This window comes from Hydrogenophaga sp. (assembly GCF_051860785.1).
GTDB lineage: Bacteria > Pseudomonadota > Gammaproteobacteria > Burkholderiales > Burkholderiaceae_C > Hydrogenophaga.
On the sequence record NZ_JBIMLB010000025.1, the window covers coordinates 34,465 to 47,896 of the forward strand.

The 13,432-nt window shown below is 63.8% G+C and carries 12 protein-coding genes; 1 reads left to right on the forward strand and 11 read right to left on the reverse strand.

Annotated features, from left to right (window positions below; genetic code table 11):
- Window positions 1-86 precede the first annotated feature (86 nt).
- Window positions 87-1,493 (forward strand): cardiolipin synthase, encoded by a 1,407-nt coding sequence (cls, locus tag ACTIF6_RS23520; protein WP_439590176.1) that lies wholly within the window; start codon window positions 87-89, stop codon window positions 1,491-1,493.
- 9 nt (window positions 1,494-1,502) lie between these two features.
- Here the strand turns inward: cls and ACTIF6_RS23525 are convergent, their stop codons facing one another.
- From ACTIF6_RS23525 to ACTIF6_RS23575, 11 genes are all read right to left on the reverse strand, one after another.
- Window positions 1,503-3,137 carry a type IV secretion system DNA-binding domain-containing protein gene (locus ACTIF6_RS23525; protein WP_439590177.1) on the reverse strand — a complete coding sequence of 545 codons (1,635 nt, stop codon included), beginning with the start codon at window positions 3,135-3,137 and terminating at the stop codon, window positions 1,503-1,505.
- Between the two features lie 9 nt (window positions 3,138-3,146).
- A complete protein-coding gene (virB11, locus tag ACTIF6_RS23530; protein WP_439590178.1) occupies window positions 3,147-4,160 on the reverse strand; it encodes a P-type DNA transfer ATPase VirB11 in 1,014 nt (337 codons plus the stop codon).
- A gap of 11 nt (window positions 4,161-4,171) precedes the next feature.
- A complete protein-coding gene (locus tag ACTIF6_RS23535) occupies window positions 4,172-5,302 on the reverse strand; it encodes a TrbI/VirB10 family protein (protein ID WP_439590179.1) in 1,131 nt (376 codons plus the stop codon).
- 144 nt (window positions 5,303-5,446) lie between these two features.
- Window positions 5,447-6,331, reverse strand: a complete 885-nt coding sequence (locus tag ACTIF6_RS23540; RefSeq protein WP_439590180.1) for a TrbG/VirB9 family P-type conjugative transfer protein — start codon at window positions 6,329-6,331, stop codon at window positions 5,447-5,449.
- Window positions 6,332-6,375: 44 nt separating this feature from the next.
- The gene (locus tag ACTIF6_RS23545; RefSeq protein ID WP_439590181.1) at window positions 6,376-7,074 is read right to left on the reverse strand and encodes a VirB8/TrbF family protein; all 699 of its coding nucleotides are present in this window, start codon (window positions 7,072-7,074) and stop codon (window positions 6,376-6,378) included.
- Between the two features lie 41 nt (window positions 7,075-7,115).
- Window positions 7,116-8,195: a type IV secretion system protein gene (locus tag ACTIF6_RS23550; RefSeq protein ID WP_439590182.1), complete on the reverse strand. Its 1,080-nt coding sequence runs from the start codon at window positions 8,193-8,195 to the stop codon at window positions 7,116-7,118.
- Window positions 8,192-10,624 (reverse strand): VirB4 family type IV secretion/conjugal transfer ATPase, encoded by a 2,433-nt coding sequence (locus ACTIF6_RS23555; RefSeq protein WP_439590183.1) that lies wholly within the window; start codon window positions 10,622-10,624, stop codon window positions 8,192-8,194. Before ACTIF6_RS23555 ends, ACTIF6_RS23550 begins: the two co-directional genes overlap by 4 nt.
- A 2-nt stretch (window positions 10,625-10,626) precedes the next feature.
- Window positions 10,627-10,959 carry a type IV secretion system protein VirB3 gene (locus ACTIF6_RS23560; RefSeq protein WP_439590184.1) on the reverse strand — a complete coding sequence of 111 codons (333 nt, stop codon included), beginning with the start codon at window positions 10,957-10,959 and terminating at the stop codon, window positions 10,627-10,629.
- A gap of 226 nt (window positions 10,960-11,185) precedes the next feature.
- Window positions 11,186-11,548, reverse strand: coding sequence for a TrbC/VirB2 family protein (locus ACTIF6_RS23565; RefSeq protein ID WP_439590185.1), 363 nt, complete (start codon window positions 11,546-11,548; stop codon window positions 11,186-11,188).
- A 157-nt stretch (window positions 11,549-11,705) separates the two neighbouring features.
- Window positions 11,706-12,173 (reverse strand): hypothetical protein, encoded by a 468-nt coding sequence (locus ACTIF6_RS23570; protein ID WP_439590186.1) that lies wholly within the window; start codon window positions 12,171-12,173, stop codon window positions 11,706-11,708.
- Between the two features lie 132 nt (window positions 12,174-12,305).
- Complete coding sequence (locus ACTIF6_RS23575; RefSeq protein ID WP_439590187.1) at window positions 12,306-12,683, reverse strand: lytic transglycosylase domain-containing protein; 378 nt, start codon at window positions 12,681-12,683, stop codon at window positions 12,306-12,308.
- Window positions 12,684-13,432 lie beyond the last annotated feature (749 nt).

Here is a 13,432-nt window from a genome sequence, read left to right on the forward strand (position 1 = left end):
CATCTGCCTGACATCGGACAAATGGCCCGCCAACGCGCTGTGGAGATGCCGTGCAGGTATCCTCTGCCGATTCTTGGAGACCGCGAATGACCCTGCCTTGCCGATGGTGGAAACCCGTGTGGGGGCCGCTGATGCTGATGATCTGGGCGCTGAGCCTTTCGGCCTGCAAGAGCCTGCCCATCGTCGTGCCCGACATGGCCCGCACGTCCCAGGACAACCGGGTGCAGCTGGAAGGCGCCCGTGGTCCCCTCACCGCGGCTCAAAGCAAGGCGGTGCTGGATCGGCTGCGCGGCAGCGGCAAAGACACCGGCATCTTCGCCCGCCACCTCGCGCTGGAAGAGGAGATCGTCGGCAGCCCGCTGACCACCGGCAACCGGGTGGTGCTGCTGGAAGACGGACCTGCCACCTACCGCGCCATGCTGGCGGCCATCGCCAAGGCGAAGGACCACATCCACCTGGAAACCTACATCCTCGACGACGACGAGGTGGGGCGTCAGTTCGCCGGGGCGCTCATCGAGCGGCAGCGCGCCGGCGTGCAGGTGAACGTGATCCGGGACAGCGTGGGCACGATCGGCACGCCACTGGAATTCTTCAAGAACCTGACGGACGCCGGCGTCAAGGTGCTGGAGTTCAACCCGATCAACCCGGCCAAGGCGCGCAAGGAGTGGGAGCTCAACGAACGCGATCACCGCAAGCTGCTGATCGTGGATGGTCATGTGGCCTTCCTGGGTGGCATCAACATCAGCGCGGTGTACTCCAGCGGTTCTTCCGGGTCCTTCTCGCGCGAGGCCGCGCGCAACGAAGCCGGCTGGCGCGACACCCATGTGCAGATCGAGGGCCCGGTGGTGGCGGAATTCCAGAAGCTCTTCCTGGCGACCTGGGTCGAGCAGAAAGGGGAACCCCTGGTCGAACGCAACCACTACCCGCCGCCCGTGAAGGCTGGCGACGAGGTGGTGCGCGCCATTGGCAGTTCACCCAAGGAGCCTTACAGCCTCATCTATGCCACGCTGCTTTCAGCCATCGGCAGCGCCGAAACCAGCGTCTACCTGACCAACGCGTACTTCGCGCCCGACCCCCAGTTGCTGACGGCGCTGGAGGACGCCGCGGCGCGCGGGGTCGACGTGCGGCTGATCCTGCCCAGCAAGACGGACTCCTGGCTGGTGTTCCACGCCGGGCGGGGCTACTACGACCGCCTGTTGCGCGCAGGGGTTCGCATCTATGAGCGCCAGGGTGTCATCCTGCATTCCAAGACCGGGCTGGTCGATGGCGTCTGGGCCACCGTGGGCTCGACCAACCTGGACTGGCGCAGCTTCCTGCACAACCACGAACTCAATGCGGTGGTGCTGGGCGCGGGCTTCGGGTCTCAGGTGCAGGCCGTGTTCGACAAGGACCTCGCTGGCTCGGAAGAGATCACGCTGGAGCAATGGAGGCGGCGCCCGATCGACAAGCGCATCCTGGAGGGCTTCTCCCGGTTGTGGGAATACTGGCTCTGAGCGCGCGCCTCAAACCGGCTGGCTGATCTCGCGCGGCTCGAACGGCACACCCACCTTGGGAAACAGGTGCGCGGCCAGCGACACCTTGCACAGCGGATAGTCGCCTGCAAAGGACACGTAGGCCTGCAGGTTGGGCAGGTCCTGGATCTGGCTGGGCAGCAGCACCTTTTCCGTGACGTTGCGCCGCGAGATGGTGCGTGAACTGTTCTTCATGGAGTAGCCCACCGAGCGCTGCGTTTCCTTGCGCACGAACTCCGATTCGCCCACCCCTTTGCTGAGCTCCTCCGCCGTGGCGGGATCGGTGTGCGGAATGTTGAGGAACAGCAGGTTGCGAAAGCAACTGCGCAGCGTGACGGCCTTTTCCTTGCCATAGAGATCATCGAGCTGCGCCGTGGACTGGATGCCGCAAAGGAATCGCGCGCCATGCTTGCGGCCTTTGGTGAGGCCCGCTTCAAGGCTGCTGAGTTTTTCCAGCGAGGCGAGCTCGTCGCAGACAAACCAGGTCGGCCGCGGTGGGCCGTGCACAGGGGCCGAGAGCGTGGCGGTGATGACCACGTCGAACCAGGTCGAGATGAGCGAGCGCAGCGCATCGGCCATGTCTTCGCGCCAGGTGATGTACAGATTGCCGGGAGCGCCTTCGAGCCAGTCGCGCAGCGAGAAGTCGCCCTGCGGCATGTGCTTGTGCGGCCCCAGGTACTTGGTGGCGATGAAGCGCGTGGAACCCATGGTCTTTTCCGCGCCATCGGCAAACATCGAAGCGGCGGGCGTGTCGGCCATGTACTCGGCCAGCGTTTCGATGGGCAGTTCGCAGACGAACTTGATGAGCACGCTGGTCTCGCGGCAACCCTGTGTCCAGAGCTTGTTCATCACCTCCTTGATCAGGAACTGCGCGTAGCCATTCCACTCGCGCATGTCGCCCGTGCCATCGGGTACCACGCTGCGGGCGAACCGCTCGCAGTCGTAGGTGGACCGGATCTCGTTGAAGATGGACCAGCCGGGCGTACGACGATCGAATGGATTGAGCACGAGGTCGCCCGGCCTCGCAAAGATGGAGTAGTAGTCGCCATTGGGATCGACCACCAGCAGGCGATCGCCTCGCTGCACGGCACCCGAGAGGATTTCCTTGATCGCCTGCGACTTGCCGGCGCCTGTGGTGCCAGCCACCAGCATGTGCAGCGGCTCCACCGACACCGGAATCGGCACCCCGCCCACGGTGGCCTGCGGCACCGTGCGACACAAGTCTTTCCAGATCTGGGCAGGTGTCGGCTTGGTCTGCGCGAACTGGAACGCCGCGCGGACGCGGATCAGTCGGTTGCGGATCGTCTGCTCGTTGGTCATGCGGCGCAGCACCGCGACCGAGGCAAAGGTGGCACCGCGCACATGCCGTGCCGGCTTGCTGTGCGGATTGCCCAGCACCCACACCACCCACACCACCAGCAGGCTCAGGGCAGCGCCCGCGGCCAGGCTGGTGTGCGTGATGGGCACCAGGTTGGGCGCACTGAAAGCGAGCGAGGCGGCGGCCTTGAGGTCGCGCGCCATCGGCGGTTGCAGGTCAAAGGCCTGGACCACCCACAACAGCCAGATGACGGCGCTTGCGAGAGGCGCACCCAGAAGGCCCCCCAGGCTCAACAGCAGCAGGCGCACACGAGCTTCCTAGGGAGCCTCAAGCCCCTGCGGGTCCACGCGATCGCGCGGTCCGAACCAGACCTGCGTGACACCGCGCGAGCCATTGTCGAACCGCTTGAACTGCACGACCACGTCGATGACCGACTGGATGTAGGCCAGCAACGCCTGCGTGCTCATGGCCTGGAAACCTTCGCGGCGCTTGACCATGAAGCACAGGCGCTCGAAGCACAGGCGCGGGCTGTCGGCGTGGATGGTGGAGATCGAACCCGGATGGCCCGAGTTGATCAGCTCCAGGAAGTCCGCCGCTTCCGAGCCACGGATCTCACCGAGCAGGATGCGGTCCGGCCGCAGGCGCATGCTGGCTTCCAGCAGGTCGGTCACGCTGACCTTGGCCACGCCCTGCCCGCCTTTGCTGGCGATCAGCGACAGCTTGTTGTGCTGCGACAGCGCAATCTCGGGCACGTCCTCGATGGTGACCAGCCGTTCGTGCTGCCCCATCTCGTCGGTGAGGGCGCGCAGGGTCGTGGTCTTGCCCGTGGAGGTACCGCCGGAGATGATGATGTTCTTGCGCAGGCGCACCGCTGCGCGAAGGAAGCCCACCATGTCACCGCCGTCGAGCATGGCCGTGAGTTCGGCGTCGTCTTCGGCACCTCCGCTCACGGCCTCGCGCGGACGCAAGGCACCGCCTCTGTTCAGGTCTTCGAGCGAGAAGCGCTTCTGCGACGGCATGCGGATCGCCAGGCCGAACATGTCGGGCAGGCACCCCGGCGGCATCACCACCTGCACCCGCTGGCCCTCGGGCAGCTGGGCCGAAAGCAAAGGCTGCCGAGGGCCAACAGTCTGGTGGGAATAGGTGGCGATGAGGTCTGCCAGCTGGTTGAGGCGGCGCTGGTCGAACTCCGGAATGCCATGCGGCACCCAGGTTCCTCCCGACTCGACATACACCTCGCCAGGCCGGTTGACGATGATTTCCTCGACGCCGGCCGTCTCCAGCAAGGGGCGCAACGGCGTGAGGTAGGAGCGAAGTGCGGCGGTGCTCATGAAGGTGATGTTCAGCGAGCCTTGGCAGCCACGGACGACAGATCCAGATCGCGCGCCACGAACACGCGCACGCGACTGCCCTGGACGATCTGGATCGTGGGAGGAATGTTGGCCTGGGACTTCAGGATGCTCTCCACCGTGGACTGCAGTCCCTTCACGGCCTCGCTGCGGGCCCGGTCCACAATGATCAACCCGCCCGCCGCGTTGGTGCTGGCGCTGCTGGACGCAGCCGCCTCTTCCACCGCAACGCCCATCATGGACACCAGGAATGCCGCACCGAAGCGTTCAAGGTAGTGGTTGTCCACCTCACCCGACATGCCGGAGCGGCCCAGGCCATCCGTACCCGGACTCGCGAGCCGCACGCTCTTGCCGTCGGGCAGGATGGCGCGCTGCCAGATCACCATCACGCGCGATTGCCCGGCGGAGATCCGGGCGGTCTCGTACTCGCCCACGAGCCGGGACATCTTCGGAATCAGCACCCGACGCCCCGATTCTCCGTACACGTCCTCATTCACCATGGCCCGCACCTGGCCTGGCAGCGCGGTGTGTATGGCGGTTTCCAGCACGGCCGGGATCGTCTTGCCTTGCAGGATCTTCTGGTCCAGGGACTGGTCGTCCGGCTCCAGCGCCGTGGGCACGAACCGGGAATCGGTGCTCACCGTCGACCCGACCCGCACCATATTCGCCGCCCGCTCCGCCATGGCGGCGTTCATCACTGGCATGTCCTGCATCGGCACGTCCTGAACCACGCCAGAACCGCTTTCGGTCACGGCCACCTCGGTCTTTCCCACGCCTGAGACGGGCACCATCAAAGGCGCCTTGCGCCGAAGTCTGGCCGCTTCGGCGGCATCTCTTGCTACCGCCGCCTTGCGTTCAGCCGCGTCCAGGGCCGCCTGATCCACTGGCGGCAGGGGCGTGCCAGGGGGCAAGGGAGGCATCACGGCGGCCGGTGCCGCAGCAGCCACTTGCGTGGGCACGAAAACCGGCTCGGGTGCGGGCCGCACCACGCGAGGCACCGGCTTCAGCACTTCCAGCTCAGGCTCTTCGGATCGCGCAACCTTCTTGTCGGATTCAGACGCAAAGGCACCGTAGATCAGCACCCCCGCCACGCCAAGGGCCAGGGGCCAGACCAGCTTGTTCAATCGGGATGGCCCCCTGCGGGCCACACGACCAACGGGATCCCTTGGAGGAACGGTAGCTGCCTCGGGCGCGGAGGATGAGGTTTCATCATGTTGCATGGCGCAGGCTCAATGAAAGGGTTGGCGTCTGACGGCGGGGTTGGCGGTTCATCGTTCGCGCAAGGCCGATTCCGGACGCTGCGGGAACGCGTCGTTGAACACACAGGCGATCTCCACGTTGCCCGCGCTGCGGAACACCAGCTGGCGCGTCACCTTTTCAATGACCAGCCATTCGCCCTCACGGCGAAAGTTCGCCAGCGTCTCGTTTTTCTGGGTGTCCACCTCAAACACCGCAGGCACGCTCTCGTGGCTGGCAAAGCGGATGTAGGTGAACTCACCGTCGTCCAGCACCTGCACCGGTGCGGCCACCCGCGAGCCCTTGAACGAGTACTTGAAGTTCCATTGCGAAGGCAGCTTGCTGCGTGACTGCGGAGGCATGCCAGCCGACATGGCCGTGGACAACCCCACCGTGGTGCGCGCCTCCCGCTCGACCTGTTCCCTGGCCGCACTGGTGCGTGCCTCCAGCTGGCGGGCTTCGTCCTGCGGATAGCGGAAGCGCACCCGGTAGGTGAGGCGACCATCGTTCACACCGAAGGGCTGGAAGGCCATCAGATTGAAGGTGTAGGAACGCCGTGTGGTCTGCACCAGCAGGTTGGTCTCGGCCTTGTCTTCGTGCGGCTTGAGATACAGCACGTTCTCTCGCGGAACAGCCTGCCAGGCCACGCTGTCACCCAGAGACACGGTGACGATCTGCTCGTCGACGCCGAACTCCACCGCCAGCGTGTAGCCGTAGGCACCCTGCAACCGGATCACCGCATCCGGGTCGTAGGCCACCACACGGATGCGCTCGTCGACGCGCACGGGCTTGGTCTCGATGCCCGGAGATGTCACGACCGGCTCCGGTGCCTTGGGTGCGCTCTTGCGGACGGGCTTGTCCGATGCGTGTGCACCCAGCGTCATGCAGGCAGCGATAAGGAAAGCAATGGTTTTCATGGTTCTTGTCCCGGTTGAATCGCGGTGTGGAATGGAGTGGCTCGTCAAGGGTTTCGCACGGCGGCGGCATCCCGTCGGTAGTTGGTCACCTGGAAGCCGAAGGGGTTGAGCAGATCGCTGCCCGCCACAGGTCGATGGGTGAATCGGAACTCGATGATCGAGGCCCATTCGTAGATGCCCGTGGATTTGCCGTCGATGAATTCCTCGGTCTGGAACTGCACATGCGCCACACCGTCCTTGAGCTGGGAGATCGAGTGCAGCTTCAGAACGCGCTCCAGGCGCTGGCCCAGGGCACGATCCTGAGCACTGCCACCAAACAGCGAGGAGAGCTTGGACTCCACGGCCGGTGCGGCGAAAAGCCGAAGGGTCTTCACCCGGTTCTGGACATCGGCCTGGCTCCAGGTTTCTGCCGCCTGCATCCACTGGTTGATGTGAAATTTGCGCACCGCTTCCATGCCCGTGAGGCGCTGCGCGTCTTCGGCGTTGTATCGGACATGGCGCACGGTCTGCGTGGCGTCGTTGTAGGCGATCGTCACCACCTCGACCTTCTCGCGCGAGAAGACCACCGCCATGGCAATGGACGCGGCGAAGGTCACGACCCAGCTGAGCGCAGCGAACAGGTAGGCACGGTTGCGCGACACGCGGGCATTGCGAATGAGTTCCGCGTCCCAGCCGGACGCGGCGGCGTAGTAGTGCGCTTCGGCGGGGGAATCAGCAGGATCGCTGGGGGTTGGGGTGCTCATGAGGTGCGCCTTTGATCTGGGTGAGGATGGATGGCAAAGCGTCAGCGCATCGCGGAGGCAGCGCCTTGGGCGGCACCGACCTTTGCGCCCGCAGGACCGCCCGTTGCGAAGCCTTTGACCGCTCCTTTCGCTGCTCCAATGCCGGCATCGACGCCTTTGTGAATGGCACCAATGGCCTGATGCGCCGCGCCGTCGCCGATGTTGGCCAGCAAGGAGCCCACCATGCCGGAGGCAAACTGGGGCACGCTGGCGACGGACTTGGCCAGGGCGTAATAGAGAAGCAGGTAGGCGATGGCAGGGCCGATGATGCCGATCGCACCGGGGAGCGACGGCCACCCGGACGGCGGGCCTAGGTTGAACACCGCGATGCTCGCATCGGCAACTATCAGCACGACCATCAGCAGCGCAGGCGTCAGGACAAAACCCAACATGCCCCGAAACCAGGAATCGGTGTAGGAGCGAGTGTGCTGAAAGAGGGCCAACGCGATAAAAATCGGCGCCACGGCCAGGCAACTGGTGAGCCCGAGACGGGACAGCAGCATGACCACGAAAACGCTGGCGAAGAGAACGATCGTCATCACAAACTTGATCAAGCCGGCGATGTTTTGGATGAGGTTCGGAAACGGGATCGCGGTAGGAATCTTGAGCGCGTCCCCAAGCAAGGGGATGGGTATCTCAATCAACGCAATCGACACAGATTCGGTCGGCACTCTCACCATCTGCACAAACGCTGACTCCATTTGCGACATAAAGGCTTTGTCGAGTGCACTTGAGCTAAGGCTCAGTGCACTGCTCAGTCCGCCAGAAGTGAGCGACGTGGCCAGCGCATCCGCAAGCCCGGTATAGGTGCCCCAAATCGTTTCATAGATCCAGGTGTTGAAGAAGTCCCAGTTGATCAGCAACTCGGACACCAGGCCCATCTTCAGGATCAGCCACCCCACATCGACGGCGGACAGACCCTGGGTGTGTCCTTTCATCAGATTGAAGCCGTGCACCGCCACCAGAAGAGCCATACCCGATCGCAACGGCGCAGCAACGAAATCGCTGAGAGCGGCATAGCCGGGCGTGATCACACCGGTCGCAAGCGCAAGGTCGACCTTTTCCAATACATAGAAGATCACACCGAACTCCCCGCCGCGCGGTACCCCGCCATGAAATGCGGCAACCAGGCGGCCGGGTCTTCGCCGTGCTCGGCCATCAGGTTGTCCATGAACGCCACGGTGTTCTTGTTGCCCGAAAGCACCGCAATGTGGTCGTCCATGCCCTGCATGTCGAGCTGGCACACGCTCACGCCCAGGCTGTTCTTCACCAGGAACCAACCGCGCCCGGGGCGCATGGGCAGGTCGTTTCGGATCATGTCGAACTGGGTCTGGTTCAGGCCCAGGTAGCCCCGGTACACGTCTTCCTCCGCCTTGGGATTGGGGAACAGGATGAAGGTCTCGGACTGCTGCTTGAGTGCGGCCGAGATGTGCGACTGCATCACCGTCTCCGGCGTCTGCGTGGCAAACACCAGCAAGCCATTGTTCTTCCGGATGACGAACTCGAAGTTTTCGATGCGCCGGGCCACGATCTCGTCGTCGAGCAGGCGCCAGCCTTCGTCGGCGAAGATTGCCAGCGGCTGGCCGTCGAGCAGGGTCTCGACCATGTAGAACAGCCAGGTGAGCACGGCCGGGCGGATCTGCTTCGCATCGAGCACATAGGTCATGTCGAAGCCGATCACCGGGTTGCTCATGTCCAGCGCGTTGTGCGGGTTGTCGAACACCCAGGCATGCTGCCCGCGGCCATAACGCGGGTGCTCGTACCAGTCGAGCAGGCGCTTGGCCAGCTTGTCCTGCTCGGCGTTGCCAAACATGGGCGCCACATGGCAAAGCTGGCGCAGTTCGGGCGCGAGGTCGAACACGCTGGAGACGATCTGGCGGATGCGCTGACGGTCTTCGGCATCGATGGGCGTGCCACCTTCATCGGTCAGCAACGACTCGAACCAGTCCACCAGGAAGCCCCTGGCAGCCGGCGTATCGGGCAACTGCAGCGGGTTCCAGCCGGTTCGGCGCTGGCTTTCGATGCGGAAGTAGTTGCCTCCAATCGCGCGCACGAAGATTTCCATGCCGCGGTCCTTGTCGAGAAACACGCGGCGCCCGCCGAGCTTGAGGCTTTGGGCGAACAGGAACGAGGTGGTGAGTGTCTTGCCCTGGCCAGTGGGACCCAGCACCAGGGTGTTGCCCCGGTCGGCCACATGCAGGTTGAAGTGGTAGGCGGTGCCGGAGGCGGTGGGCAGCACGGTGATGGCTGGTCCCCAGATCGACCGGGACCGACCGCCCAGGTAGTTGTGGCAACTGGCGAACGAGGCGAAGTTCTTGGTGGAGATGCGCGCGCCGCGGGCGATGAAGCGGAAGTTGCCCGGCAGTTGCGCATAGAACGCCGCCTCCAGGTTGACGTCTTCGCGCACGCTGGTGATACCGTTTTCCGCCAGTTCGGCGTCCACCGTGGCGAGCTTGCCCGCCACCGCCGAGGCATCCTCATCCCACACCATGATCGTGTGGTGGTGCAGGCCGAACCCGGCTTCGCCCTTGGTTTCCTCCATCGCCATGTCCAGCGCGTAGATCTGCGACTGACCGGCATCGCCCGCGTTCAGCAGCCGGTTGCGCTGCTGCTTGATGGCGGCTTCGCTGCGCGCGCGTTCTTCGAAGCGAAACGACTGGGTGGCGCAGAATTCGAACGGCAGCGTGAGCAGCTTGTCGTACATGGTCGCTGCGGTCTGCGATGGGTATTCCTTGACCGATGCGACACCCGCGTACAGCGTGCGGGCGGTGTGGCGCAGTTCCACCACTTCGTTGCGGAAGATGGTGCGGGCCACCGGCAGGACTTCAGCGACCGGACGATCGGGCACCGCGTAGCGGCGGTCCTGCAGATTGATGAAGAAGCCATAGAGCTGCATGAGCTCGCTGCACGGCACGCCCTGCCCGTTGGGCTGCACGCCCAGCAGGCGCGGCTGGTAGGCCTTGAACACCTCCAGCAGCGCGCGCATGGCGTCGTTCAACGACTGCAGCGCCTTGCGCTCGTATTCTTCGCGCTCCTGGGCATCCAGCCGCTCCGACAAGGACCTGAACAACTGGTCGAGGCGCTTGGCCACACCCTCGCCGGGCTTGTGCACGAGCGTGAGGTAGATGTCGTTGGTGTAGAGCTTTCGCTGCCCCAGCCGTTCGCACCAGGCTGCGTTCAACTGAGCGGAAAAGCCACCCGCTTCGAACTCGCCCTCGGGCAAGGTGACGCGGCGGCGGCGCACCAGGTGGTGGTAGATCGCGAGATTGGAGGAACTGAACGTCTTCCAGAGCTGGTTGCGGATGCGCTTGAATAGATCCAGCTCGTCCGCGTCCGCGGTGTCAAAGGGCAATCCGCCCAGGTGCAGCACCTGCAGCAGGCTGCCATCCTGCGTCTTGAGCGTGTGCTCATCGACATGCGCCACATAGGGAATGCACCAGCGCGAGGCCTGGGCTTCCTGGGAGACCTTGCGAACGGCGTCGTCCGCCATGGTGCTCAGGTGTCGCCACATGGTCAGCCTTTCAGCGAGACGCAACCCGGATCGAACGAAGTGCCGTCCCAGTACGATGCGCGTCGCCGCCCTTGCGAAAAGTAAGCCAGCTTCGCCATCCAGAGCTGGAACACGCGCGCATCGCGCTCGCACATGGCATAGCCGAACACGTACAGCGCAGGCGCACACATCAGGCCGTACAGGATGCCCTTCATTCCCCCCAGCCCGAGGAACACGATCATGACGACGAAGGTCATGAACACCGCGTACACGTCGGTGATGCCGAAGAACATCGGTGGGCGGGTGAGGCCCAGGAAGACGTGGTCTGCTTCACAGTGTTGCGATGCGTCGGCCATGGGGTGTGCGTTCGCGACGTTCAACAATCAGAGGGACACGCCAATCTGGACTGGCAAAGCCAAGGCGACACCCGTGTTGAGCGGTTTGGCTGGTCCGCAATCGCGGGTGGTGGACGCGCAAGGGGCGGGGGGTGCAGCAAGCTCTGCGGTGGTGCAGGCTTGCAAAAGAATGAAGGCACCCAGAACAGCGATTAGGTATTTCATTTGTATTCCTGCGACATCAGTTTCAAGATGTCTTCGCGGTTGGGAACAGCGCTTCGATCATTGCCGCCGCTGAAAAAATCAACCCTACGCCAAGCACCACGACAATGGCTCGACTCCATTCGACCCTTCCAGTGAGCGCGGCGATACCCATCCCGATGACGGCAATGACAGCAAGGGATCGCGCGATGGCGCCATTGAGAGCACCTACCAACCTTCCCAATGCACCTGCCAGATCTGTGTTGGCAAAGGGATCAACGGGATCCGCCGCCAACGCCAGATCACTGAACGCAAACAAAACCAAAGCCACCAGAAACATCACCGCCAGTCGCTGTCCGCTGCATTCAAAGCGAACCGGGCCGACACCGAAGCACTGAAAATCCCTCATGAATCCTTCTCCTGGTTGATGCCGCGCTGATTCACTGAAATGCAGCGTCTGGCGAAACGGGTGCCGCAAATCTATGCAATCGGGCAAAGGTCTATACAACTTCCTCACGAAGCACGGGCGAGCGCGCATGAAGCGTGGGCTGCTTGCACCGAGACGTTCAAGCCATGGCCGAGGCGTCGCGGTCGTCTTTCGAAGCGCCATGAGATGGGCCCCAGAGAAAGTAGGTGCTTCGGAACTGCAGCGAGATGTCGACCAGCGTGTTCACCAGGGCCTCCAGCCCCTGCCCTTCCAGGCCGCCCAGACCGACGTGGATGACGCCGACCACATGTCCGTTGGCCGGCGAAATGCAGTACGCCAGGCCACGGCTGACCGAGTTGTGGTGGGTCTGTTGCAGCAGTGCGCGCAGCACCGATGCCTCGCCCGCACGGGGAGGAAAACCCAAGTCCACGTAGATCGACACCACCACCGATTCGGGGATGACCTGATTCAGGCTGATGGACAGGTGCACGCCTTCGACATCGATCTGGGCGCCCTGAGCGACGGTGTCCACGTCGTCCAGCCCCATGCGCTCGCAAAAGTCGCTGATCGCCTGGCGATAGACCCTGGCTTCGTCCGGATTCGGCATGTGCTCGCTCTCCCTTGAGGTCGCGTTCCCATCGAACGCGGTGCGCATGATGGAACGAATGGGGCGTGACGATCGAGCCAGGGAACCAACCACCGCTTGACCGCCACAAGCCGCATGACACGCACAGAAACCTCAGCGGGGAAGCTTGCCCATGCGTTTCAATTCGAACACGACACGCTCCTGGTAGAGCTGGTTGAACCTGGGGGTGAGGCTGTGGTACGCGCCCACCGCAAACCAGGTGTTGCCCAGCCGCACGATCTGCTTTTTCAGGTGCCAGGCTGCCACGTGGACGCCTACACAGGGCTGCAACAGATGGGGCCACTCGATGCCGTGGCGCTTCAACTCGGCAAAGTGGACGCTGTTGATCTGCGCAATACCGACGTCGATGCTGCCGTTGGCATTGCGCCGCACCGGGTCGGCGCGCATGCCGGACTCCACGCGCAGGATCGCCGTGAGCAGGTCTTGATGAACGCCATGCCGTTCGCTCGCGGCCGCAACGCATTGGTCCACGTCCTGGTCCAGCAGGTTCGGCGGAGGAACTTGTTGCGCCCACGCGCCTGCGCACCACGCAGCCCCTGCCACACTGGCGGCCAGCTCGCGCCACCCGGATCTGCGCAGAGGCTCAGGATTTGTCACGCGGAACGCCGACACCGAGGAGGTCGGCGTAATGCCGGCTACCACCACCCGTGGCCCTGGTCGCCTTGGCAACGACGGGAGATGTTGTGTCCGCAACCGGGTGGGTTGCCATACCTTGCGCGGCATCGATCAGACGGGCAGGGACCAGTTGAGGAACTTCTGCCAGACGCGCTTGCCGCCTCCTCGCACTCGCGCCGTTCGGGAAAGGCGGCACGGGATCAGGCCATTGCGCCACGGCAAACTCCATCCGTCGTCATCGCCATGGGTCAAGGACTAGGTCCGCTGGGTGGTTCGCTGGGTACGGGTGAATCGCTGGCACAGCGGCCCGCTATTGGGGGGCCTTCTAAGAAGGCAGGTTCATGACTTCCCAGTTGCCGAGCTGCCAGATACTCAGCTTCGGACACAGGCACCTCATCCATCTGCCCTAGGGTACGCATCGTGGTTTTGCCCGTGGCGGCATTGCTAAATTTGACAACATCCAATCTGGATGGATCAAGCGATACCGGCGCCGCATTGGCAGGAGGGACCAGCCGGGGAAGTGCCGGATCCTGCAGCGTGCCGTTCGCCGGCACGACCATAGCCTGTCGTCTGTGTCGTTGTGTTCCCTGGTGATCTCCGTTGCC

Coding starts and splice junctions, on each gene's coding strand:
- virB11 (WP_439590178.1), bottom strand. CDS start 4,160: ATGAGCACCGCCGCACTTCGCTCCTACCTCACGCCGTTGCGCCCCTTG.
- ACTIF6_RS23555 (WP_439590183.1), bottom strand. CDS start 10,624: ATGTGGCGACACCTGAGCACCATGGCGGACGACGCCGTTCGCAAGGTC.
- ACTIF6_RS23570 (WP_439590186.1), bottom strand. CDS start 12,173: ATGCCGAATCCGGACGAAGCCAGGGTCTATCGCCAGGCGATCAGCGAC.
- cls (WP_439590176.1), top strand. CDS start 87: ATGACCCTGCCTTGCCGATGGTGGAAACCCGTGTGGGGGCCGCTGATG.
- ACTIF6_RS23560 (WP_439590184.1), bottom strand. CDS start 10,959: ATGGCCGACGCATCGCAACACTGTGAAGCAGACCACGTCTTCCTGGGC.
- ACTIF6_RS23545 (WP_439590181.1), bottom strand. CDS start 7,074: ATGAGCACCCCAACCCCCAGCGATCCTGCTGATTCCCCCGCCGAAGCG.
- ACTIF6_RS23540 (WP_439590180.1), bottom strand. CDS start 6,331: ATGAAAACCATTGCTTTCCTTATCGCTGCCTGCATGACGCTGGGTGCA.
- ACTIF6_RS23565 (WP_439590185.1), bottom strand. CDS start 11,548: ATGAGGGATTTTCAGTGCTTCGGTGTCGGCCCGGTTCGCTTTGAATGC.